At 54.0% G+C, this 23,409-nt stretch carries 16 protein-coding genes and 1 pseudogene; 5 read left to right on the forward strand and 12 right to left on the reverse strand.

Translation table 11 applies throughout. The features are described 5' to 3' along the window. The 3 genes from ACZ5EH_RS19100 to ACZ5EH_RS19110 all read left to right on the forward strand — a co-directional run bounded on the left by ACZ5EH_RS19100 (position 1) and on the right by ACZ5EH_RS19110 (position 2,185). Complete coding sequence (locus ACZ5EH_RS19100; RefSeq protein ID WP_464275468.1) at positions 1-333, forward strand: hypothetical protein; 333 nt, start codon at positions 1-3, stop codon at positions 331-333. Between the two features lie 10 nt (positions 334-343). Then, entirely contained in the window at positions 344-1,399 is a 1,056-nt protein-coding gene (gene tilS / locus ACZ5EH_RS19105) for a tRNA lysidine(34) synthetase TilS (protein ID WP_464275469.1), read from the forward strand. A gap of 114 nt (positions 1,400-1,513) precedes the next feature. Further along, the gene (locus ACZ5EH_RS19110; RefSeq protein ID WP_464275470.1) at positions 1,514-2,185 is read left to right on the forward strand and encodes an adenylate kinase; all 672 of its coding nucleotides are present in this window, start codon (positions 1,514-1,516) and stop codon (positions 2,183-2,185) included. 171 nt (positions 2,186-2,356) lie between these two features. On the opposite strand, the gene ACZ5EH_RS19115 is transcribed toward ACZ5EH_RS19110, so the two are convergent. Both ACZ5EH_RS19115 and trkA read right to left on the reverse strand, forming a co-directional pair. After that, entirely contained in the window at positions 2,357-3,805 is a 1,449-nt protein-coding gene (locus ACZ5EH_RS19115) for a TrkH family potassium uptake protein (protein ID WP_464275471.1), read from the reverse strand. 1 nt (position 3,806) lies between these two features. Beyond that, complete coding sequence (gene trkA, locus ACZ5EH_RS19120; protein WP_464275472.1) at positions 3,807-5,204, reverse strand: Trk system potassium transporter TrkA; 1,398 nt, start codon at positions 5,202-5,204, stop codon at positions 3,807-3,809. Positions 5,205-5,320: 116 nt separating this feature from the next. Between trkA and dacB the strand changes: the two are divergent. Beyond that, positions 5,321-6,970 (forward strand): annotated as a pseudogene (dacB, locus tag ACZ5EH_RS19125) (D-alanyl-D-alanine carboxypeptidase/D-alanyl-D-alanine endopeptidase); the annotation flags it as partial. Between the two features lie 89 nt (positions 6,971-7,059). Here the strand turns inward: dacB and ACZ5EH_RS19130 are convergent. The 9 genes from ACZ5EH_RS19130 to ACZ5EH_RS19170 form a co-directional block, all read right to left on the reverse strand. Then, positions 7,060-7,689, reverse strand: a complete 630-nt coding sequence (locus tag ACZ5EH_RS19130; RefSeq protein WP_464275473.1) for a DUF3786 domain-containing protein — start codon at positions 7,687-7,689, stop codon at positions 7,060-7,062. Beyond that, a complete protein-coding gene (locus tag ACZ5EH_RS19135) occupies positions 7,689-9,602 on the reverse strand; it encodes an ASKHA domain-containing protein (protein ID WP_464275474.1) in 1,914 nt (637 codons plus the stop codon). The genes ACZ5EH_RS19130 and ACZ5EH_RS19135 overlap by 1 nt, the downstream gene beginning before the upstream one ends. After that, the gene (gene acsC, locus ACZ5EH_RS19140; protein WP_464275475.1) at positions 9,602-10,972 is read right to left on the reverse strand and encodes an acetyl-CoA decarbonylase/synthase complex subunit gamma; all 1,371 of its coding nucleotides are present in this window, start codon (positions 10,970-10,972) and stop codon (positions 9,602-9,604) included. The genes ACZ5EH_RS19135 and acsC overlap by 1 nt, the downstream gene beginning before the upstream one ends. Before the next feature lies 1 nt (position 10,973). Then, positions 10,974-14,681 (reverse strand): acetyl-CoA decarbonylase/synthase complex subunit alpha/beta, encoded by a 3,708-nt coding sequence (gene acsB / locus ACZ5EH_RS19145; protein ID WP_464275476.1) that lies wholly within the window; start codon positions 14,679-14,681, stop codon positions 10,974-10,976. Next, positions 14,674-16,656, reverse strand: coding sequence for an anaerobic carbon-monoxide dehydrogenase catalytic subunit (gene cooS / locus ACZ5EH_RS19150; RefSeq protein ID WP_464275477.1), 1,983 nt, complete (start codon positions 16,654-16,656; stop codon positions 14,674-14,676). The genes acsB and cooS overlap by 8 nt, the downstream gene beginning before the upstream one ends. A 47-nt stretch (positions 16,657-16,703) precedes the next feature. Continuing rightward, positions 16,704-17,480 carry an ATP-binding protein gene (locus ACZ5EH_RS19155; RefSeq protein WP_464275478.1) on the reverse strand — a complete coding sequence of 259 codons (777 nt, stop codon included), beginning with the start codon at positions 17,478-17,480 and terminating at the stop codon, positions 16,704-16,706. Positions 17,481-17,679: 199 nt separating this feature from the next. Then, on the reverse strand, positions 17,680-18,753 hold the full coding sequence (locus ACZ5EH_RS19160) for a uroporphyrinogen decarboxylase/cobalamine-independent methonine synthase family protein (protein WP_464275479.1): 1,074 nt from the start codon (positions 18,751-18,753) through the stop codon (positions 17,680-17,682). Between the two features lie 236 nt (positions 18,754-18,989). Further along, a complete protein-coding gene (locus ACZ5EH_RS19165) occupies positions 18,990-20,117 on the reverse strand; it encodes a PQQ-dependent sugar dehydrogenase (protein ID WP_464275480.1) in 1,128 nt (375 codons plus the stop codon). Positions 20,118-20,229: 112 nt separating this feature from the next. Then, positions 20,230-20,613, reverse strand: coding sequence for a hypothetical protein (locus ACZ5EH_RS19170; RefSeq protein WP_464275481.1), 384 nt, complete (start codon positions 20,611-20,613; stop codon positions 20,230-20,232). 531 nt (positions 20,614-21,144) lie between these two features. Here ACZ5EH_RS19170 and ACZ5EH_RS19175 point away from each other — a divergent pair. Further along, positions 21,145-22,008 carry a hypothetical protein gene (locus ACZ5EH_RS19175; RefSeq protein WP_464275482.1) on the forward strand — a complete coding sequence of 288 codons (864 nt, stop codon included), beginning with the start codon at positions 21,145-21,147 and terminating at the stop codon, positions 22,006-22,008. Positions 22,009-22,035: 27 nt separating this feature from the next. Here ACZ5EH_RS19175 and ACZ5EH_RS19180 read toward each other — a convergent pair whose 3' ends face one another. Beyond that, positions 22,036-22,947, reverse strand: a complete 912-nt coding sequence (locus ACZ5EH_RS19180) for a formylglycine-generating enzyme family protein (protein ID WP_464275483.1) — start codon at positions 22,945-22,947, stop codon at positions 22,036-22,038. Positions 22,948-23,409 lie beyond the last annotated feature (462 nt).

A 23,409-nucleotide genomic window follows, 5' to 3' on the forward strand; every position in this document is an offset into this window, starting at 1 on the left:
ATGCGCCTTTACGTCATAGAAGACATCATTCCCGAGCACATGGAGCGCATAAAAAATGCCCTCAATGAGCGCGGCATCGAGTCTTCATTGGAAGATCTCTACTGGTTGCCTACTCCCAAGGAATTGCTTGGGGCGGAGCAGCTTGAGCACCCGGATTGCGGACCGCATCAAATGGCGCTTGAACTGGGGCCTTCCTGGCTCAAGCTGGAGCTTTTGGTACGCGCTCGCGCCATCATCCGCTGCTCTTGCATCAGCTATGCAAGTCCCGCCTTGCGCGCACATATGATGGACTGGTTGGACCAGCTACTGAGAGAGCTGGATATTCCCGTCTGAGGCGCCTGTCATGCCTCCTGCGCCCTTTGCCTCCGGTCGCCTATCCCTGCAGACCCTGCCGCCTCGGTGGGCGCATTTTTGTCTTGGTGTGGAGCGTTTTCTGCGCCAAATACCAAATCTGCATGCCCTCTCCGGTAGCCGGCTGGCGCTCTCATTTTCAGGGGGCGCGGATTCCACAGCGCTGCTACTGGTGATGCATTGCCTTGCGCCCAGACTCGAATGCAGTCTGCTGGCCGTGCACTGTGACCATGCAATTCGCCAGGATTCTGTTGAAGAAGCGCGCCATGTTCAGAATTTTTGCCAGGAAATGGGCATCCCGAGTGTGCTTGAACGTATCGATGTCCCGACTCTCGCCACATCATTAGGGGTAGGTCTTGAAGACGCCGGGCGTGAAGCCAGAAGAGACCTCCTGCGGCGTGTGCTCGCACAGGAAAACTGCACTTTCTCCCTTGTCGGGCACCATCTGAATGACCTTGCAGAAGACCAGCTCATGCGTGCTTTACGCGGCACAGGGTGGCCAGCCCTGGGCGGCATGGCGGCTTTCCTACCAGATGAGCGTCTGCTGCGCCCTCTTCTGCTAACCCCTAAAAAAACGCTGCTTGCATTTTTACGGGACATAAGCATCCCCTGGTGTGAAGACGCCTCAAACCAGGACACGGCGTTTCTGCGCAACAGAGTGCGCATGGGCCTTCTCCCGACAATGTTGCAGGAAAACCCCAACTACCTTGAATGCGCAGCAGAACTGTGGCGTCAGGCAAACGCAGACATGGCGCATTTTCAATCACTTTGCGCGCGTATCCTCGATAAACTTAAAGTCATGGATGAAGGCGCTTTGTTTCTGCCACATGATAGTTTGGCCCAATGTGACGAAGCTGTCCGGCTACGTGTATACAAGGCTTGTCTCGAACGACTTGGCCCGGGGCAGCCGTTGGCTGCATCTCTGCGGGCTCTGGACCGCGCCAGGCAGGAGAAACATTCAGGCGCCATGGTGCAATTCCCCGGAGACAAGGGCGTGCGCATCGTTTCACAAGGGCTGCTTTTTCTGCCGTACTGCAAGAATACGTAACGCTGCAGCGGCATTTAAAACCCAAGAGGAAAGCCCATTCGAGCAGCTTCACATTGACAAGTGAAGGGGAGTTCCTTTAGAGCTTGTGAAAAGTTTTCCAAGGAGGAAGCGTCTGTGAATATTTTGATTTTTGGACCCAACGGCAGCGGCAAGGGAACTCAGGGTTCCTTGGTGAAGAAAAAATACGATCTGGCCCACATTGAATCCGGCGCCATTTTTCGCGAGCACATCGGCGGTGGTACCGAGCTCGGCAAAAAAGCCAAGGAATTCATTGACAAAGGTGAGCTGGTTCCCGACGATATCACCATTCCCATGGTTCTTGAGACCCTGAAAGAAAAGGGCAAGGACGGCTGGCTGCTGGATGGTTTTCCCCGTAACATCGTGCAAGCGCAAAAGCTGTGGGAAGCCCTGCAGGCTGCCAATCTGAAGCTGGACTACGTTATCGAGATCCTGCTGCCCCGCGAAGTTGCCAAGAATCGCATCATGGGCCGCCGCCTCTGCGAAAACGACCCCAACCATCCCAACAACATCTTCATCGATGCCATCAAGCCCGACGGTGACAAGTGCCGTGTATGCGGTGGTGCGCTGAAGTCCCGTTCCGACGACCAGGACGAGACCGCCATCAACAAGCGCCACGACATCTACTACGATGCCGACACCGGCACCCTGGCCGCAGCCTACTTTTACAAGGATCTGGCCAAGGCTGGCGAGACCAAGTACATCGAACTTGATGGCGAAGGCACCATCGAGTCCATTAAAGATACCCTACTGGCGCAACTGGACTAGGTTTTTTCTTTATTTAGTGTCGCTTCCAGAGGGGGAGAACTCTTACAAGGGTTCTCCCCCTCTGACATTTGTTGCACGCAGTGCAGCACGACACCCAGACAGCTGCCCTGTAGCGTCACTTGCCAATACGTCCTGCGCCACCAAGTGCTGCTATCCTGCCATGAATATGCGTTACTTCCGCCAGAACTCGGGAACAAAAAGGATAATCACTGTATAGATTTCCAATCGCCCCAGCAGCATGCAGAAGGTGAGCACCCATTTCCCCAAAATGGGGATGTGGGCGTAGTTTTCAGCGGGACCCACAGTGCCAAGACCAGGGCCGATATTGCCGATGCAGGCGGCTACGGAAGCGAATGCCGTCAGCACATCCTGCCCCAAAGCAGCCATCATCAGCGAAGATAGAATGAACAATCCGAGATAGAGCACGAAAAAGCCCCATACACCGGAAATAACCTCGGGCTTGACGATCTGACCGCCCAATTTGATGTGTTTTATCGCCCGTGGGTGCACCAGGCGTATAAGTTCATGATAAGAGTGCTTTATCAACAAAAGCACGCGCATGCATTTCATGCCCCCACCCGTTGAACCGGCGCACCCACCGATAAACATCAGCAACAGCAACAACGCCTGGGGCAAGGCAGGCCACAGCTCGTAGTCCGCGGTGGCGTACCCTGTTGTCGTACAGATGGAGACCACCTGAAAGGCGCTTTGCCGTATTGACTCGCCAATGGAATCATAATTTAAGCCATAAATACTGACAGCCGTGAAGAGGGTGAACGCCACGACCACAAAGGTGTAAAACTTGAATTCCGGGTCACGGAACAGTGTGATGGGTTTACCGCGGAGCAGGCGGTAGTGCAGAGAAAAATTGGCTCCGGCAATGAACATGAATATGATAATAACCCAATCGATGTAGGCGCTGTGGTAGTGCCCTATTGATGCGTTTTTCGTGGAGAACCCTCCGGTGGCCATGGTGCCGAAGGTGTGGCAGACAGAGTCAAAAAAATCCATGCCGCCAAACATCAGCAGTATAACCTGGAGCACAGTAAAAAAGAGATACACCTGCCAGAGCAGCAGCGCAGTGTCTTTTATCCTGGGTTTAAGCTTATCTGGCACAGGGCCTGGAACTTCCGCCTTGTAAAGCTGCATGCCGCCAACACCCAGAAACGGCAGAATAGCCAGTGAAAGCACTATGATGCCCATGCCGCCCAACCAGTGCGTCAGGCTGCGCCACAGCAAAAGTCCCTTGGGCACTGCTTCGATATTTGTTAGTACCGAGGCCCCTGTGGTGGTGAAGCCGGAAACCGACTCGAACATGGCGTCCGCACACGTTGAAAAGACGTCCCCAAAATAGAACGGCAAGGCCCCAAAAAAGCCGGCGGCAAGCCACCCCAAAGCCACTACCACCATTCCGTCCCGGTGGCTCATTACCCGTGGTTCTTTTTTATGAAACAGCAAAAGGAGCATGGCCCCGCTCAACAGGGTCACTCCCATTGCCATGGTCAGGGGCAGTGCACTCCCGTCATCGTGCGTCAATCCATAGGAAATCGGGAAAAGCATGGTCAGCCCTACGGCGCAAATGATTGCGCCGACGGCTGTCATGGCGTTACGAATATTCACGTCAGATTTTCTCCAACTGGACCGTCAACGCTTGTTCTACTTTGGATATTTTTTTGAGCGTACTGAAGATGACGATACGGTCCTGCGGGTGAATAACCGTATCGCCATGGGGAACGATGACATGGTCACCCCTGATGATGCAAAGAAGCAGTGTTCCCTTCGGGAAGTTCACTTCGCTCAAGGGTTTATTCACAATTTCCGAATTAGCCTGGGCAATGGCTTCCATGGCCTCTGCCTCGTCACCCTTGATGGTGGCGGTGGAAAGCACCTTGCCGCGGCGCACATAGTGCAGAATGCTGTTGACGGCAGCCAGTCGGGGACTGACGCTGTGTTCTATGCCGATGGCGCGCACAAGCGGCAGATAAGCAGTCTTGTTGATGCGCGTTACCGTCCTCTTGGCGCCAAGATTTTTGGACAAGAGAGCGGTAAGAATGTTGGTCTCTTCATCCCCTGTGACGCTGACAACGACATCCATGCCACCAACATTTTCTTCCTTGAGAAAATCCTGGTCGGTGCCGTCACCATGGAGCACGATGGTTTTGTTCAGTTTTTCAGCAAGAAAACGGCAACGTTCTTCGTCAATATCCACAAGCTTGGTGTGGTAGCCCCGGTGTTCGAACAAGGAGGCCACCCGTATACCAATATTGCCGCCACCTATGACCAACACATCGCGTATGCTGCCGACATCACAGACACAGGCCTTACGAATCTTATCCAGGTCGCTCTTTTCACACACGAAATATACGAGATCGCCTTGTTCAATATAGTCACGACCAGTGGGAATGATAAGTTTTTCATGACGAACGATGGCGCCAACAACCACGCGGATGTCGCCCATGAGCTGGCGAACCTGGGTCAGGGGAGCGCCGACCAGGGGGCCCTGCTCCACGCGAATACCCACCATGACCACCCTTCCGTCAGCAAACTCGATGTATTCGGTAGCGCCGGGCACCGTCACCAGGCGGTCGATGCGCTTGATGACTTCGACCTCGGGGTTGATGACCATACCGATATTCAAAAAATCCTTGGACAGGGCATCGCGGTAAAGAGTGTATTCTTCATTGCGAATACGCGCCAGTTTCAGGGCCTCTGGAGCAAGGACATTGGCGAAAAAACAGGCGATGATATTGGTTTCATCACTGTCTGTGACAGCGAGAAGAATATCAGAATCCGAAATGCCGGCCTCGTCCAGCACGCGGGGGCTGGACCCAGAGCCATGCACCGTCTGAACATCTGCATATTCGGCAAGACGCTTCAAGGCTTCTGCATTGCGATCAATGATTACGACCTGCTTGTTCTCCTGAGCAAGTCGATCCGCAATATGGAACCCGACCTCGCCACATCCCACGATGATGACCTTGAGATGTTCCGCTTTCTTTTCACGGCTGAAGAATTTCATGAGCACGGCAGTAAACCAATCCGGCTTGCAAATCCAGCCCTCTTGTAAAGCCCGGTATGCCTGGGCATAACAGGCTTGTTGACAGCCCGTTATACCAGCATGTATTTCCCATACTCATGAAAACACGCACCCCCCACGCGCTTTCGCCCGTTTTTCGGGCGTTTTTTTTGGCACTTTTTTTGGGAATAGCCCTGTTATCTGGCTGCGCGTCCCTGAATCCCTTTGCCGACTCCGAAGCCCCCCCAACGCCTGGTCAGCTTTCTCAGGAAGCTGGCATTGAAATTGTTGCGCCTCCCCAATCTGACGCCCCTCATGAATCGCAACAAAAAATCCGAGTCATACAGCGAAAGTCACCACTTGATGTAGAAAACGTAACCCCCTCGCAACCGGCAACCTCCAGCGCAGCCCTTACACTGCAGCAATCCATTGACGAATTGCTGCACGGCTCCGCCCTTTCCGGTGGCAAGGGAACATTCGCCCTTTATATCGTGAACCTGAAAGACGGCACCTCTATCTATAAGCGTAATGTATCGATGCCGCTGATACCGGCGTCCAACATGAAACTCTTTACAACCGCTGCTGCATTAGACCTGCTGAGCCCCGACTATGTCTTTACCACTCGAGTGGAAGCGACAGGCAACATATCCGCTGGAATTTTGCAGGGCGATCTCGTGATCAAGGGGTCCGGAGACCCCACCATTGCCGCCAGAGACCACGGTTATGATCCTGAAGCAGTGTTCAAGGAATGGGCGGCGCGACTCAAGCAAATGGGCATCACCACCATAACCGGCAATCTTGTGGGAGATACGTCACTGTTCCTGAACGTGGGGTACTGCCCCGGCTGGGACCCGGACGACGAGCCTATCTGGTATGCAGCTCAGTCGGATGCGCTTTCTTTGAATGAAAACGTGATCAAGGTGTTTGTCCGCCCCGATAAAAGAGCCGGCAGGCCGGTGCATGTGGAATTGGAACCACAGACCGCACACGTGCATATCCAGAACAGGGCTAAAACTGGAGGCAGAGGTTCGCGCCTTACCCTTGAAATGACGAGACAATGTGGCACAAACGTCATTGAGATACGCGGAAAGCTGCCCACACGCTTCAGGGAGCGTGTGCGGACCCTGACTGTTGAGGACCCGGCTGGTTATTTCATGGATGTTCTGGCACGGGTGCTCCAAGAGCACGGCATCACCATCCAAGGGGGCATTCGCGTCGTGCGTCAACCCGGAGAACTGCCTACAGGGCGGCCGCTCTTCACACGGGCATCGCCCCCAATATCCCAGCTTGTTTCCTTTACCAACAGGGAAAGCAACAACTTCTACGCCGAGCAGTTTCTCAGAACACTGGGTGCGGAATTTCAAGGCAGAGGCAGCAGGGAAAACGGAGCTAAAACAGTATCCACCTGGCTGCAAGGCATGGGAGTTCCGACGCAAGATTTCAGCATGTATGATGGATCAGGACTTTCAAGGTTGAACAGGATCACTGTAGAAGCAACAATAACACTGCTGCGCCACATGTATGCAAGCAAGAACTTTGCAATCTACAAAAGCTCCCTGCCTCTTGCAGGCAAGTCTGGCACCCTGCATCGACGCATGCGGGGAACACCTGCATACAATATGGTGCACGCAAAAACAGGCTATATGAAGGGTGTTTCAAGTCTGGGAGGATATACAACCACCATGGACGGCACGCCAGTTGCTTTCGCCATGATGTACAACGGGCGCTATCCCTCCACCAGCTACGTCAAAGACCTGGAAAACAAGATTTGCGTTCTGTTGCGAACCCATGCGCTGCGTTCACAATCATCCCTTGAACGCGGTACCGTAAGCCGCAGCAGCGTCCACCCTGCAGCGGCTCAAAGTTTTGGCAACAGCCCCAGGCAAAAAAGCTGGCCCAACATGGCGGCTTCTTCTGCGCTGTACACTCGCGCCACAGAAGGGGCAAAAAACAATTCGCAGCCGGTTGGAAATTCCTCATCCGGCTCATAACACACCAGGTCCAGCCAGATTCTACCGATGGCCGGAACCCTCCACGCGGCATCACCACGCTCCAGAGATGTTGCCCCGTATTCTTCCAGAACGGGTCCCAGAGGCGTAAAATCGCCGCCAAGCGCATGGGCTAGAGGCTCCACAGTGCGGGAACGAAAAGGTCCCTCATAAAAAGCCGCGCCAGGCAACTCCCTGTAAGCTATCGGCTGCCCCTCCACTTCAGGGAGAGACGCATCACAAAGCAAATAGCGAAGTATCAATATCTCCCGCAACGGGTCCAAAGGGGGCGTGAACTCCAATTTTGCAACATCCACCGAAATTTCACGCTCAAAAAAACGAAGGGGTAGTTTCCCATCTTCCGGGAGAGGCAGCCCCAGCCTTGTACAACGCAACTTCCAGGCGTCCGGACTGGTATCCATGGCCGCGGCTTCGCCCCGGGCCTTATCCAAAACAAGAGCCAGAGCCATTGTTTTATTATTTTGCGCATCATTGGACATTACGCACCTCTTGTTCCCTGCTTTACGCTTGGAAAACGTCCAGCATCCGTGTGGGGCAAAAACAACGCAGCCATATACTGATCCATATACGCCGGTTCAGTGGAAAGCTCCACATACGTCAATCTTCCAGCCAATGCATCCTGCAGGGCAAGCCGCTCTTTTGAACGCAAGGTCATGCCCGCCCCCGTCAAACTGGCATTGCCGATGAACCGAAAACGTTCCCGTGGCAAATCAGGCAAGAGACCTATGCAAATCGCCGTCTCTACATCAAGATACCGGCCAAAGCCTCCAGCCACAATCACTTCAGCCACATCGTCGAAGCCAAGTCCCGTCTGTTCCAGCAAAAGAGCGCACCCGGCATAGATGGCGGCCTTGGCCCGCAAAAGATTGTCAATGTCTGCCTCGCTGAGGGCGATTTCCCGTCCGTCGACACTTTCCGCGGCAGTGGCCAGCACGTAGCGAGCACGTTTGCCTTCGGTGATGATGCGCTGACAAGGCGCGTCCCTTTCCAGCCGGCCGGCTGCATCCAACCAGCCAGTGGCGAACAAACCAGCCAAGAGATCGATAGCTCCCGATCCGCACAACCCGGCAACCTTGCCCCCGCCTATAATTTTGAGGGAAGGTTCACCTGTTGCGGCATCTATGCTTACACGCTCAATGGCGCCCTGGGCGGCCCGCATGCCGCACCCCAGACCTCCGCCTTCAAAGGCTGGCCCGGAAGAACACGCGCACCCTAGTAAAAAATCACCATCCCCAACCACAACTTCCCCGTTGGTGCCTATATCCAGAAAAAGCCGCAATGCACCAGCTTCGCCTGACGCAAAGGGCGTGCAAAGCAAGCCCGCAACAATATCTCCCCCAACGTAGCTGCCCACACTTGGCGCCCACAACACCGGAGCCAAAGGATGCGCCGCCAGTTGCACATCCACCGCCCTGTAGAGGCCAGGTCTGTGCGACGTGGGGGTATACGGCGCCAGCCGGACGTATTCCGGATCCAGCCCCAGCAACAAATGGGTCATTACCGTATTCCCGGCAAATGAAAGCAGCAGTACATCTTCCGGAGCCTTGCCAGCCTGGTCGAGCGCTCTTTCAAGAAGCGTATTGCACCCCTCGCATACCAGCGTTGTCAGCTCTTCCAGCCCGCCTGAGCGTTGTGAATAGTTGATGCGGCTAATAACATCCAGACCGCGTGAAAGTTGCGGATTGTAGTCGCTTGCAGCGGCAAGAACAGCTCCTGATTCCATATCCACAATCTGCACGGCGATACTGGTGGTGCCTAAGTCGATAGCCGCCCCCAAAAGTGTAGCGCGCGGTGTTCCGGCTTGAATATCCAAAAGCGTGGCCACGTCATTTTGCAGATGGCAGACCACAGTTACCCGCCCTTCCCGCTCACGTATGCGTCTGGCCAACGTCTGGAGCAAAGGCAGTGGAATCTCCAAGCGCAGAACGCCCTCTCCCAAAAGGGGCAAAAGGGCTCGTTCCAAACGATCAAAATCAGAGAGGCCATCTTCAGGAGCAGGTGGCGGCACTTCCAGGGTAAAACGACGCACAACGGGATCGGGGGGCACACAAGCGTTTTCGTCTGTGGCTTCCGTCATCGCATCTGGAGCAAACTGTCCGCCTTTGGTAGCTGCTGCGGCTCTAGAGGGCAGACGCAACACCACATCTTCTTCCCCCACCTGAGACCGACAGGCCAAGATAAAACCTTCCTCAATGGCCATTTGGGGTAAATATGCGCGGCTGTCGCCGACGACGCTCCCGGATTCGACAAGCACCATGCAAGAGGAACACGTCCCCTTGCCGCCGCATTCGGAATCAAGGGGAACTCCAGCCTTGCGCGCAATATTCATAAGTGGAGTGCCGGCAGGAGCCTCCAAGGTGGCCCCCGCCGGAAGAAAGGTAACCGTGGGCATCAGGCCGCTATTTCCTTTAAAAAGGATTCAAGATCGGCCGATTCCTGCGGACCGACAAGCACATCCCAATCAGGCAGGCCATCCTCAAGCTCTCCTTTAAGAACGGCAACATAGCCAGGCAGTATCACCCGTTTTCTATCCATGGTCTTGAGTTCATCACTTTCGTTGACGAGCGTAGCGATTTTTTGGGCAGTAAGCTTTCCAGCAGCCCAGGCAGTAAGCACGGACATGCCTTCGCAATCCGGCACAGCCAGCCAGGCCGATGCGCCTGAACCGTCGATTTCACCGGAGACCAGGAAATAGGTCAAAGAGAAGTTCGTCGTCACAAAAACAGGGGATTCCGGTCCTGGTTCGCCAATGGGGTATACCTTTGGCTCCACCTGAATGGGCTTTTGCGGGTCGGTATAAATGTTCTGCCGGAGCGTCAGCAAGGGTGCAATTTGCGCCGGATCAAAGCCGGGCAAAACACAAATTCCACCGTATTTGCATATTTCAGTCACGGCCTGAGTGGTCACGTTTGCGCCCCCCTCTTCACCGCCATCATGCGCATCAATGAATGCCAAATGCGCATAACCAAGGCCCTTTGCTCCATCCTTGAGAGCGGCTCGACGGGCAAGGGTATTGGCAAGAAAGCGCTCGGCCAGGCTAACAGGGTTCATGTACAACATGAGGTTTTCGCAACCAGCGTCCTTCAGCGCCATGGTCGCTTCCACCATGGATTCCAGCCCAGGTGCGCCCACCGCCAAAGCCATTTGCAATTCCTTGGCGGTTTGTGTCAGTTCCCGCGCCATTTCAGGCGTTGCAGCACACAGAACACTCCCACGCATGCCTTTATCAGCAGCTGCTTTTGCCGCCTGCAGCAGGGAGGGAGTGTCATTGCCACGTATGACCAAAGGCCGTTTGCCCTCTTCCGCCACTGCCCCAACAAATGCGGCAAACGCCTCTGGATCGTTGCCCTGCTGGGATACGGCCAGCATTTCAACAACCAATTCTTCGCCAACGCGTTCCAAAATGTAATCACGCACTTCGCGGACAGTTGCCAGCACAGCGGCAGCGTCTTTTTCATACGCCCCTTGGTCCAGGTTTACAGCCAAAAGTGTCTGATGAACAAAAGTCTTTTCATGGCGATAAAGCACGGTTTCTTCACCAGCAAACAGGGTTCCATCAGCGCCAAGGGTGGTCTTTTTAACAGGAGGTTCGGCAGCCGCTCCAAGGACCTTTTTGGCTTCATCCGAAGCATGCGGGCATTGATCCAGGGATGCTTTTTTCTGGGCCAGCTTCATCGCAAAGGCCAGACAAGTGTTGGATCCACAGTCCTTGCAGTTGGTCTTGGGCAGCAGCTTATGTATTTGCAGTCCAGTCAACGCCATCTCAGTTCACCTCCTCGGCAACGGGCGCAAGCTTCCAAAGCCGGTCAATAGTGCGGTGCAATTCCTTGGCGGCTTGGGGATGGTACATAATGCAAAGATCGGCACCGGCATACAGCAGCGATGTGGCCGTAGACAACTCCCAAAGCATTGCCCTGCGGGCAAGATCGCCCCATGCCGGAAAGTCAGACGCAGGCGCCTTGTATTCCTTGACGGCGGAACATTCCGCGCCCGCCATGACCACCATTGGCGAAGCCAGTTTCGTATCTCCACCAAGCGCGGTAAGCCTGATCCGCTCCATTACTGAATAGGTGTACTCCACACCATATCCAAGTGCTCCGGTGGTGGGGTCTATGACTATGCGCTCCATGCCCAAGTCCATGTTGCCCAGCAGAATATTCAACTGCTTGGCGATGTTAACGTCAATGGGACTCTGAGCCACCAAAGTGTGGCCAAAGGCAAGGGCTGCACCTGCAACTGTCTTGTAATTATCCTGTTCGGCCCAGTTAAGCAGCAGATTTTCTCCGGAGCAGGCCTGCGCCACGGCCTTAATGACTTCATTCATGCGATCAAAAGGCGCGGGGCCACTGATAACAAGTGGGACATCCACCGCTTTCAGGACTGATTTGACGGTTTCCACCGCCTGTTCAGGAGAGCGGTCCCCCTTTTCAGGGTGTGTGCCTTCCAGGCGAAGACTGAGCACCTCGGCGCCGTGCTCCTCCACACAGGCCTTGGCCCAGGCGGCCGTGTCTCCGAGGAGTTCCTGCCCCCACATTTCTCGCAAAAGGGGAGGATACTTGCCATGGGGCAGATCAAGAATCTCCAATGCAACCAAAGGTTTGCATCCCAAGGGTCCGTCAAATGGTTGAAACGGCATGGCGCCGGCTCCACCGATGGTCACGGTCCGCCCTCTGGTGCCGCCTTGTTCCTTAGTAGCGCCGAGAACGACCTCATGTACACGCTGGGTCGCAGGGTCGGCCTTTATGTGATACCCCATGAGCGCGGCCAAACGCGCGGCCGGGTCCGCACCGGGTTGCCTGGACTTATCAGTGGCTGCAGACGATGCAACGGGCGCAGGAGTCGCGGACTCTTCGTTAGTTGATGCTGCAGATGCTTTTTCTGCATCCTTTGCTTCAACCTTTTCAGATTCAGGTTGCGGCGCCGGAGTTCCGGATTTGGCTGCAGGAAGATCCATAGAAGCAGGAGCGGCCTCCCCGCCCAGGTATTTGCTGGTCAGCGTGGCAATAATGTCACGCGCCACTTCCCGGGCCACCACTTCGCGAAGTTCGGTGGTCAGTTCCGCCTTGAGCTGTTCCATTTGCGCCGCAATGGCTTCCTGCATGCCAGGAACAGTCTCTTGAGGGGGCGTGGCCGGTGTTTCGGGAACAATGGGAGGAACACTTGCAGCTGCAGGAGCGGAGGGCGCTTTTTCTGCAGGTGCATCCTGTTTGGAAGCAGGCGCTACGCTTTCATCCGCAGTGGCGGCTTCTGTTGCAGTCTCGGCCGCGGAAGCTTCGCTCAGCTCCTCCATGTTACGCAGGGAGAGGGCTGGATGTTTTACACGCTCCATATGTGCTCGCACGCTCTCGGCGTCACTGCCCGTGCTTTCATCGGCAATCATGTCGAGACCGGCTTCAATACCCAAATCCTTGAAGCGACGCTCAAGGTCTGGTCCCAGCTGCTCTTTGAGTTCCTTGGGCATCCAGACCAAACGCGCGTGCCCCCCTTCTGCAGAAGCGAATTTCCGTGAAGAGAGATACACCTTGCCGCAACCAAAAAAACCTGGCGTCTGCATACCGCCCCCTACATTACCTGCAAGGGTGGAAAACTTCATTCCAACAGGTGTTTCGCCGGGGTATTCCCTGTTCACGGCCATGATGCCGTTACATTCGGGCAAGTATGCGCAAATGACCTCGAAACAGCCGCATGAAGTCATGGGGGCATCCATGATGGAGTAGCAGCACATGCGCTCCACCGTCTTGTGGCTGTTCTGGAACACGTAGTCGTTGACCCCTGAGAAAACGCCTCTGACAGGGTCAAGGCAGTCACCTTTGGGCACAGGCTGGTTGGGGCCGGTGGAATCAATTTCGTGGGCTGCCTTGCCATCGAGCCAGTTGTAAGCCCCGCAAAGGCCCGCGCGTTCCGGCGTAATTACGCACACATGGTTTGGTGCGAAAGACTGGCAAAGCAGACAGGAGTAGAAGGTGTCCACACTATCGTCGGTCATGGCTTCCAGCCGACGGTTGCGTTCATCGTAAATCTTGCGGGCCACCTCGATGCGCTTTTCTACCTCGTCGGCGTCCGTGATCATAGTCACATCGACCTTGTCCACAATGGCCGGATATTCCGACATGAGTTTGGCTATGAGGATATCACCATAGTGGCGCAGTCTGAAGCCACGGGAAAAAGCTGTCTTGGAGACGCGGGTCCAGACGATGTCTCGCTGCCCCATGTGCCAAAGCCCCTCGGCGCCATTGAGCAGGTGGTGAATCTGACGCTCAAGAATCGGCTCAAAGTCGTCCTGCATTTTGCGTCCGGCCACTTCCACCCAAATACCAAGCGGCAGAGCGGTTCCTTCTTCCACCTCGTCGATGTCCGGACCGATAATGCTGACTTCGCCACCTTTGATGCTGTTCATGTCAACAGAGGTCAAAAATTCGAAGGCCGACGTCTTGTTGCCGCCGAATTCCACATGAACTTCCTTCTTACGGATCAACTCGCCCTCAAAAGCGGAGCCATAGGGCACGGGGATGGGAACCTTGGTGACCTTGATCTTGCAGCCGCGAATCTCCAAAGCGCGCTCCACCATCTTGTCATGGGGAACGTTGGCCACAACATGCTCATAGGTGCATACACCCGTGGGTAAAATCTCAGGAATTTCGGTATCTGCGATGACCGGAAAGCCATAGTTGATGGCACCGGCTGCGGCCGCATATTTTGCGTCATCCACTTCGCCAAGCGCCAGAACAAACGCGAACACGCGATTTTTGTTATAGCGCAAATTCCCCTCAAAATCCCCCGGCTTCACACCTCCAAAGGCCATGGCCGCACGGTTGGCAAAACCAAGGGCGTAAATCAGTGACGAGACATCCTTGCCAAAGGGCACCAGGCGTGTTTCCCACCCCAGTTGCACACCCTCTTCGGCCAGTTGTTCTGCAAACTGTTTGCCTCCCGTGCTGCCGCCCATGAAGACGTAAAGGTTCTTTTCCTGCAGTTCCCGTGCGATCTTTACGGCGGTGGCGTTATCCGGCGCTGCACCAGTTATGGCTGCAAAGCCGGGCGCTGTACCATCCACAAACTCGACGCCTCGTTCACGCATTATGACGTCTGAGGCTGCGCCACGCCAAATGCCATGGACAGGGTGTTTTTCGCCCTCTCCCATAACATACTTGCAGGCTTCTATGGCTTCGCAGGCAAACAAAGCTGCAGCGCCTGCATCCAAAGCGCTTCCCAAATACGGCAACCAGCAGGCCGTATCGGGACGCTGAGGCAACAGGGCTTGCGCTCTGGCCAGAATGCGTTCCAGATCAGCAAGGGTTTCCATTTTTTCGCCCGTAAGCGAGTAAATGACCGGAAGATAGTAGGCGGTTTCGGGAAACGCTACGGCCTGATCGGCCCCTTTGGCCTTAATGGCCTTGTCCAGATGTTCCCGGGCCTGAGCCAGCCATTGTGCCGCGCCATCGATTGCTGCGGAGCAGACTTCCTTAGACAAGCTGCGCCCTCCTGTCTTTCATGTCCATGAGCTTGCGCTCGGCTTTTTTGTCGATCCCCAATTTAGCACGACGGGCGTCAATAAGCTGCAGCACCTTGGCTGCTGCTTCTTCAGGGTCCTCCTGCACGTGAAAGCAGGCACCGGCGGTATCTGTAAGACCGTTATGCAGATACTCGTAGACGGCTTCTGAGCCTTCCACGTGAAAGCGTCCTCCCAGAACAACATCCACTCCAGAGGCAACGAAGTAGCAGCCAATGGTCACAGCCTTTTCACTCATCCATTCCGGCGCCACGCCGACAGCAGGGAGGTCGGCCAGGTCTTCGCCCAGGCCACCCTCGGCCACAACATCTGCGGCGGCCTCCAGGATACGCGAGTTATCAACGCAAGAGCCAAGGTGCAGCACCGGAGGCATACCCACTGCGCTACAGACTTCCTTCAACCCTTCGCCGGCATGCTCCATGGCAGCCTCGGGCGCCAGCAAACCGGATTTTGCGGAAGCCACAGCCGCGCACCCCGTCTTCAGGACAAGCACGTTGTTTTCCAAAAGTCGCTTGGTGATTGTGGAGGTGTATTCCTCCATCTTGGAGTTGGGGTTGTTACAGCCCACTATGCCGCAAATACCCCTGATGCGCCCCTGCATGATGGCATCGTTCAAGGGGCGGAAAGAGGCGCGGAAAGTGCCCCCCAACATGTATTTGAGAGCCTGAACGCTGAAGCCCGCCACGAGTTCGCGGGTTTCGTTCGGGATACACACCTTCTTAGGGTCGCGATTCTTGTAGTTGTCAATGGCCATTTCCAGCAGTTCACGCGCCGCTTCAGCGGCTTTGCCATGGCTGAACGCCTTGTGTTCTGCGCCCTTGGTCTTGGCGATTTCGGACGTGGAAACAACCTTGGTGTGATAGCTGGAAGCTACCGTAGGGAGACTAGGCATGACGCACTGCACATCCGTCACCATGAGCTCCACAGCGCCCGTAACTATGGCAAGTTCCTGTTGCAGCACATTGCCCGCCACGGGGATGCCATGCCGCATGAGCACCTCGTTCGCGGTACAGCAAATGCCGCCAAGGGTGATGCCACCGGTTGCCCCCGCGTCCTTGGCTTTTTGCACAAGCTCGGGGTCGCGGCTGAGGACGGCAAGAATCTCTGAAAGCGCGGGTTCATGTCCGTGAACAATGACGTTGACGGTATCATCGCGCAAGACGCCAAGGTTGGCCTTACTCTTGATTGGGGTTGGCGTACCAAAAAGAATGTCTGAAACCATGGTGCAAATGCGTGAGCCGCCCCATCCATCTGCAAGGGCGGTGCGCATGCCATGATTCAGAATATTCTCATGGGCATGGTCCACACCTATATGGGTGCGATGCATGGCCTCCACGACCATTCGGTCAATGCCCAAAGGCTCCATACGACGCTGGGTCCATACCGCCCTTCGCTTGAGAGGAGCCAGGGAGAGTAGCTTTAGCGGTTCTTCCTGAGAAGTAAATTCCTTGAGAAACAGCTCTGCCACTTCCAGGGCCAGGTCATTCACGTCCTTTGGGCCATCCGGCCCACCCTCGTCTATCTGCAACAGTGCAGCTACCCTTCTGAGAGCGGCTTCGTCCTTGATTTTATAGGGGCCGCCCTGTCCAAGGGCAACCTTGCGCAACAGTAAGGTAAGGTGACGCCCGTGATCGGAATGGGCGGCAGCGCCAGCAGCAACCTCGCGCAAAAAGTTGCGGGCTGCTATGGTGTCTGCGTCTGCTCCACAAACACCGCGGGGAGATTTAGGGGTGATACGGCAAGGACCCATGTGGCAAATGCGACAGCAAAGTCCTTTCGTGCCGAACTTGCAACGGTTCTTCTGGGTTTCATACCGTGAAAAGCAGGTGGTGACGTTATCGGCCTGGGCCTTGGTCAGCAATTCGATAGTGGCCTTGTCACAGGCCAGAGCTTCGGGCGAGAGGCCCTTGCATTCCTTGCTCGAATCAGAGCTCATGTCGCGTCCTTTCCGCTTTGCGGTTTTTTCGTCAATTTATCTTTGCATCATAAAAGCCGTAGCAATGCGTCCGTTGCTTCCCAGAGTTCATTGTCCCGCGGCAGTTCACTCAAGGGGCGCCCTTCCTGCGCCAAAGTGCCAATCTCTTCATTCTGGGGAATGTGCAACAACAGGTCTGCGCCCACCTTATCTGCCAATTCCACGGCAAATGACGAGGGCTCCCTGCTGGAACAACGATTCACCACCAAAGCCGTGCGCCTGACCTTAAGCCCCATATCCAATGATAGCGAATGGATGCGCCCCATTGTTTCGATGCCTCGCCGCGAAGGGTCGGCCACTATGGCGAGCAGGTCGCATTCAGGAACCAGGCGACGAGAAAGGTTTTCCAGTCCGGCTTCATTATCGATGAGAACCGTTGGGTAATTGGCTGCTATCTGCGCCATGACATCCTTGAGCACTGCATTTGCGTAACAATAGCAACCAGGCCCTTCCGGACGCCCCATGGCGATGTAATCGAAGTCGTCCCCCTCAACCAGACTTTCAGCTATGCGCATCTCCAGAAACTGCTGCTTGGACATACCCGCCGCCATGCCTTTCTCAGCCTGTTTACGGGCTTCCTCACGCAGGGCGCCCACGCTCCCCTGGGCCTCGACACCGAGAGCCATGTCAAGACAGGCGTTGGGGTCGGCATCCACAGCCAAAACGGGGACGCGCCCTGCTGGCGCCCCCACGGGCCCTAGACCGATACAGCGTAAGGTCATAAGCGCAGCAAGGGTGGTCTTACCCACTCCGCCCTTACCGGCAACGGCTATTGTCTTGCTCATAGTGGCTCACAATCAGGAATTGTTTCCAGGTCGACCTCGGGATGGCTGCACATGTATTATATGCAGCGTGTTCCACCAACCACGACGGAACTTCATCCCTAAATCAAGATAAATTGATATATACAATCTGCAAACAACTGTCCAGAGCTACTCTATCACCCTGGAATAAATGAGATCAAACTTCCATCAAAAGGTAAAATTAGAAGCCGTAGCGCCCCTTGAGCATGTTACTGGTTTCCCCGATAAGCGCAAAAATACGCTCTGCATCGGCAACATCCAGGGAACCGGTGCCACAACTTGAAGTGATAATGGCCTGTTCAAGGATCTTTTGCTTATCCACGCCCTTTGACGCCAACAACTCGATGAGGCCGTCGAGTTTATCGGCCAAACCTTCGGCATTCTGGTTCCGGACCTCGGCGGAAGAAGGAACAATGCCCCAGGCCAGGGCGCCATTTCTGGCAAAGAGTTCATTTACGCTTTCAGGATACATGGTGATGGTTTCACCGTATTCAAAAGCGTCGAAGTTCACGATTTCAACACCTGCATCAACCAGAATGCTCCATTCTGTATTGCCACAGCAATGGGCGCCTGGGATGCCGCCTTCCATCCGGATGGCTTCCACCACTTCAGTCAAATGGGCCACCACGTCCTCGCGTCTGACGGAAACATAGGTCGATGAGCCAAAGGCAGAAAGAATCGGCTCATCAATGAAGCAGATGGTCTGTTCACCGTAAGGCGAAAACTGTTGCACCTGCCAGCGTGATTTCATGGCCATGGCCTTGACCACCATGTCGCGAAATTCATCATTGTAATAAAGGGCGCGCTTGTTTTCATCCACGGTGGAAAGGGCAAAACTAATGGGACCGGTGGTATGCACTTTTACGTAAGGCAGCTTACCGTCAATTGCCTTCAGGCGCTCAAGGCACGCATACAGTCCCTGCGCATGCTCGGGGCCAATGGCCAAGGCTAAACAGTCACCGGTGCCTTCGTCAGGATCCATGGCCATGATGTAGGTTTCATAAAACGTGGCAAGGTCTTCTGACGTATCGCCGCTGGTGTCGAAATACATCCGCCCCCTGTCTCTGTCGATGACTGCGCGCGGCAGGCCTTCGCTGTACTGTATCTCCATCTGCTCGAGCAGGTCGCGCTTGGGAAGCTGCGGCCAGATGGGCGCTTCGGGTACGCTTGAAAAAACCACGTCCAAAGCCTTTTGGGGATCAGTGTGGGGCATACTGCCAATGGCCGTAGCCAAAAAACGCGGGGCGTTCTGCATGAATCATGACTCCTCGTTGCGATGCGGGGGGTAATGGCAAAATCAGGGCCACGCCGCCCCACTCGTGTGTTCGGAAACAGGACCAGCCAATCGTTCCCCCACCTGCATTATGGAGACAACAGATACGCCCATAAAGGGGGGATTCGTCGCTTTGTTCAGGGTAGGTACTATAGAGACTGGGGCGAAAATGGGCAAGTCGCGCCCAAACCGCCCCAAAAACAATACGTAACGACAGGTTATTTCTTGTATGAAATTCGATAGATGGCGCCAGCCCTATCGTCACTCACCAAAAGGGCGCCGTCGGGCATGACCAGCACATCCACAGGGCGCCCCCATGCCTTTTCACCCTGCAACCAACCAGTGGCGAACTCAGTATAGCTAAGCGATCCATTTTCCTGAAAACGCGCCATGGTCACTCGGTATCCCACCGGTGAGGAGCGGTTCCAGGAACCATGCTCAGCAATAAAAATAGCGCCGCGGTATTCTTCCGGAAACATCTGCCCCGTGTAGAATTTCATGCCCAAGGCCGCCACATGCGCTGGCAAATGTAACTGGGCGGGAGCGTATTCGTCACAGTTTTTGCCGCTACGCAATTCAGGATCGGGCAGCCCAGCATGACAATAGGGAAAGCCGAAATTCAACCCTTTTTCCGGCGCCTTGTGCAAACTGTCCGGAGGCTTATTGTCTCCCATCCAGTCGCGCCCATTGTTGGTAAACCACAATTCCCCTGTCGCAGGGTGCCAATCAAACCCCACCGTATTGCGAATGCCTCGGGCAAATATATCGAACCGCCCTTTTTCCAAATCCAGTCGGGTAATACTGGAAAACGGGTCCTCAGCCTCACACACATTGCACGGCGCCCCCACAGGTACATAGAGCATGCCGTCAGGACCAAACGCGATATATTTCCACCCATGCCCTTCCGCATCCGGATATCCGTCAAACACAACTTCAGATTGTGGCGCATCCAGGTTGTCTTCGATATTTGCGAACCGGTGAATCTTGCTCACCTCGGCCACATACAAGTCGCCATCCTTATAGACCACTCCGTTGGGCATGTGCAGCCCTGAAGCAATAGGGGTCACGCTTTCCCCCTTGTTATCGCCATCTTCGTCGCGCACTGCATAAACGCTGTCTCCGCTACGATTTCCCACGAAAAGCGTGCCCTGTTCGCCCAAAGCCATTGAGCGCGCGTTTGGCACCGAGGCATAAAGCTCAATGTTGAAGCCCGGGGGCAGCGAGATATGGTTCAACTCCAGCGCAGAGCAGAACGACGGGAGAAAAGCTGTCCAGGTTAGCGACAACCCTAAAAAAGCCAGTGAAAAAAGCCTGCCTGGCTTTGTTTTGAAAACAGATGCTTGCACGGTCAACTCCTCTGCAACAGGGTGTGTTTTTCCATGCTGTATGAATAAACGAGAGCAAACGCCAGGGCAACAGGGAGACAAAGGGGATAAAGCGGGGGATTATTTTGTGAAGCTACTCAGCCAACCGAAACCGCACCATTGTACAATCCTCTACAAGCATGCGGTACGGCGTCTTAGAAGCCCGGACAAAGCCTCCCTGCCATGCACACATCTGACCATCGTAGGTGTACTCCAGCCCAACGGGTAGTCCGGACTCAGGGTTGATATCCAGTGTGGCGCGTTGCCCCGGTTCTATGGGCGAAAACACTGTTTCCACGTCATCCTCACCAACCAGCACCCTCACGTCGGTAATTGGTATGGGAGAATTATTCACGACTTCAAGGGGAGTGCCCCCACCGCCAAAAATCCAGACATACAATGACCAGCCTAGAAAAGTTGCGATGAGCATGGCTAAAAAAACAACCATATTGCGCGAAGAAGCAATGTAGCTATCCACCAGTCCCCACCCTCCAGGTTGCCTTGCTCATTTGACCTTTGGGGGCGGAATCTTGGAGCCGCAGTTATTGCAAATGACAGTCCTGGCCTTGTCTTCCGTGGTGATAATTTGCGTGTTTCCACAACGGGGGCAAACCCTTTTCAGGTTGACAACCCGCAATATGGCAGAAAATGCGCCCCACATATTTTTACGCCTCCATACTATACGTTCGCAAAAGTCATTCATTGCGTCAACAGGTGGTAAGGAGTCTACCATGAGCAGCATCATTTGCCTATTTTTCAGAAGTATTTTTGTTTCCTTTTTCAATGCTCAGGAATATAAGGCCCATGTTGCCGTGAATCCAACAATGGCAGGCGTAAAAATGCCGCATTAAGCCATTCGTGCTCGCCCCATTATTTCATGTTCAAGGAGAACATTATGAATCGTTTTGTGTCCGCTTCGTTTTGTTTCGTCTTGTTCGTATGCTTCAGTCTTTTTTTGTCTTGCCCTTTTAGTACTTGTGCAGCGTATGCCGAAACCGGAAAAGTTTCCATGACAGGCACCTTTGTCATAGAGCTTGACGGTTTTTTGCGCTTTATCCCAGATGACGGGAAAAATGAGGTATATTACGAATTGAGCTACGACCCATCACCTTACTACGACTACCTGGGTGTAAAAGTAAAAATGGAAGGTGAAATTGATAGTGAAATGGAGATGTGGGAAATGCAGCGCGACGGCAGGATATGGCTGGCCGACCAAGCTGTTGAAGACGCCTCTCCTCGAAAAGTACAACTGAACTACCTGACCGTCAGCGATGTGAAACCCATCTCCCCTGACTTTACCCCCACGCGGACCTTCAAATTACCCTACTATGTCACCCCGGGCACCGATCCAGTGGTAATACGCTTCATGGGCAACAATACCTGCTACACCAGCCAGCAATATGTAGCCATTGAAGTCTCAGAAGAGGAAGCTGGATCCGATTCCTTGCATTTTATGGCGATCGACCCCGGGAAATCGCCAGAGGAGATGTGCGTGGCGGCCAAGAATGGCGTGGCCCCCACTATAGAAGATGACGACTACTGCTATTTTCAGGGTATGGCGGGGAGCGTTGCCCTCATCGACTGTGGCTCAGGCACCGATCCCCGCGGTCTTCTGGTCTATGATCTCACCAACGATGCATCCCTGCTGGAGGCGTCATCTTTTACCGAAAACGGTGACGGCCCAGTAATGAAGGGCAATGTTCTACAGTGGACGACAGAAGCTCCCGAAGCGGCGACAGAGACCCCTTGCCCAGAAGCTGCTACGTGGGAAAGCCAGGGGTTCTCGGTTCTTTACAAACAAAAAAGGCAGTTCGATATCACCAGCGGCAACATAACCGACATGGGCAAACCGATCTGCACCATGGCGCAGTAGCCGGTCCATTTTTTTCAGGCTGGTGCTTTAAGGTAAACGCACCAGCCTGAAACCAATGACTTCATCTTTTGTTTCAACCGTATAATTTCTACGGTAGGCCGTGCGCAAGGCAATCTCAAAATCGGCCCAACTGCCTCCCCGAACAATCCGCTGCCCCTCTTTGGGCGCAACCAAGGGGTCTACAACAGGAGCGTTGTCGGCTTGCAGCGCGTAGGTGTCGTCTTGCCACTGATCCTGACAATACTCCCAAACATTGCCAGCCATATCTTCAAAACCAAAGCCATTGGGCGGGAAGGTGCCTCCGGGCGTGGCAGTAGCATGCCCATCGTCACACTCAATTATTACCCAATCCGGCCATAGGTTACCTGAGGTAATATCAGCAACATTGGCATATTTACAGGCCTGAATCGGGTCATCGCCCCACGTGAACAGGTCAGATTTACCGGCCCGTGCGGCATATTCCCATTGGGCTTCGCTGGGTAAACGAAAATGTCCGCTGCCTTGTTTTGAAAGCCATGCCGCAAAAGCCGCAGCATCGTTCCAATCGACCTGGACAACCGGTAGCTCGTCGGCATTTAGATCGTGCCCTTCAAAGTCACCACTGTCATGATCTGGCCGGAACAAGCGATACTCTTTGTTCGTGACCTCCCGCTTTCCCATCCAAAAGCCGGAAATTTTGACTTTATGTTTGGGGCGCTCCACCGAAAATTCAGCATCACCATCGAAACCTGTACGCATGAATAGCCACATACGTTCGTAGATTCCCTGCCCCATTTCGAATTCACCGCCCTGAACCCAAATGAACTCCATACCCGTGACAGGTTCGACCCACGTATCCCCCGGTTGAGGTGAATCCTGGGCCCATGTATCCCCGTACAAAAAAAAGGAACATAAAAGAAAACACGCTAAAAACAACGTACACAAACGCTTTTGTGTCATATCCTGTTCTCCTGAATATTAAATAAAGCGTGATTTACTCCAAGGGAAACAGGCAAGTAAAGAAAATTTACTTCTGGAACAATAAAAAATCTAGATGCCCAATTAAGCAAAGAATTGAACATATCATACAAAATTCATACATATTACGACAACACAGTTTAAAAAACTGAATATATATATTTTATGCAGATTTTAATTCATAAAGAATTATTAAATACAAAATTAAGGTCACACCACAACAAAAGAAACAACACTAAACAGATCACCACCACTAAACAATAATTTTACATGAATGCCGAACACAAAAAGGATGATCAACCTGATAACAATTTTATAAAAAATTATACATTTTGCTTTATTAAACATAATCAGAGGCCCTACAGAAAACAATCTTTGGAAAATAAATCCAAAAAAATCACTGCCACAAACATCAACATAATAAGCCAACAATACAGGCCTTTT

Source organism: Desulfovibrio biadhensis (assembly GCF_055388615.1).

Coding starts and splice junctions, on each gene's coding strand:
- ACZ5EH_RS19175 (WP_464275482.1), top strand. CDS start 21,145: ATGACAGGCACCTTTGTCATAGAGCTTGACGGTTTTTTGCGCTTTATC.
- ACZ5EH_RS19135 (WP_464275474.1), bottom strand. CDS start 9,602: ATGCCCACGGTTACCTTTCTTCCGGCGGGGGCCACCTTGGAGGCTCCT.
- cooS (WP_464275477.1), bottom strand. CDS start 16,656: ATGAGCTCTGATTCGAGCAAGGAATGCAAGGGCCTCTCGCCCGAAGCT.
- tilS (WP_464275469.1), top strand. CDS start 344: ATGCCTCCTGCGCCCTTTGCCTCCGGTCGCCTATCCCTGCAGACCCTG.
- ACZ5EH_RS19160 (WP_464275479.1), bottom strand. CDS start 18,753: ATGCAGAACGCCCCGCGTTTTTTGGCTACGGCCATTGGCAGTATGCCC.
- ACZ5EH_RS19100 (WP_464275468.1), top strand. CDS start 1: ATGCGCCTTTACGTCATAGAAGACATCATTCCCGAGCACATGGAGCGC.
- ACZ5EH_RS19155 (WP_464275478.1), bottom strand. CDS start 17,480: ATGAGCAAGACAATAGCCGTTGCCGGTAAGGGCGGAGTGGGTAAGACC.
- acsC (WP_464275475.1), bottom strand. CDS start 10,972: ATGGCGTTGACTGGACTGCAAATACATAAGCTGCTGCCCAAGACCAAC.
- ACZ5EH_RS19180 (WP_464275483.1), bottom strand. CDS start 22,947: ATGACACAAAAGCGTTTGTGTACGTTGTTTTTAGCGTGTTTTCTTTTA.
- ACZ5EH_RS19130 (WP_464275473.1), bottom strand. CDS start 7,689: ATGTCCAATGATGCGCAAAATAATAAAACAATGGCTCTGGCTCTTGTT.
- trkA (WP_464275472.1), bottom strand. CDS start 5,204: ATGAAATTCTTCAGCCGTGAAAAGAAAGCGGAACATCTCAAGGTCATC.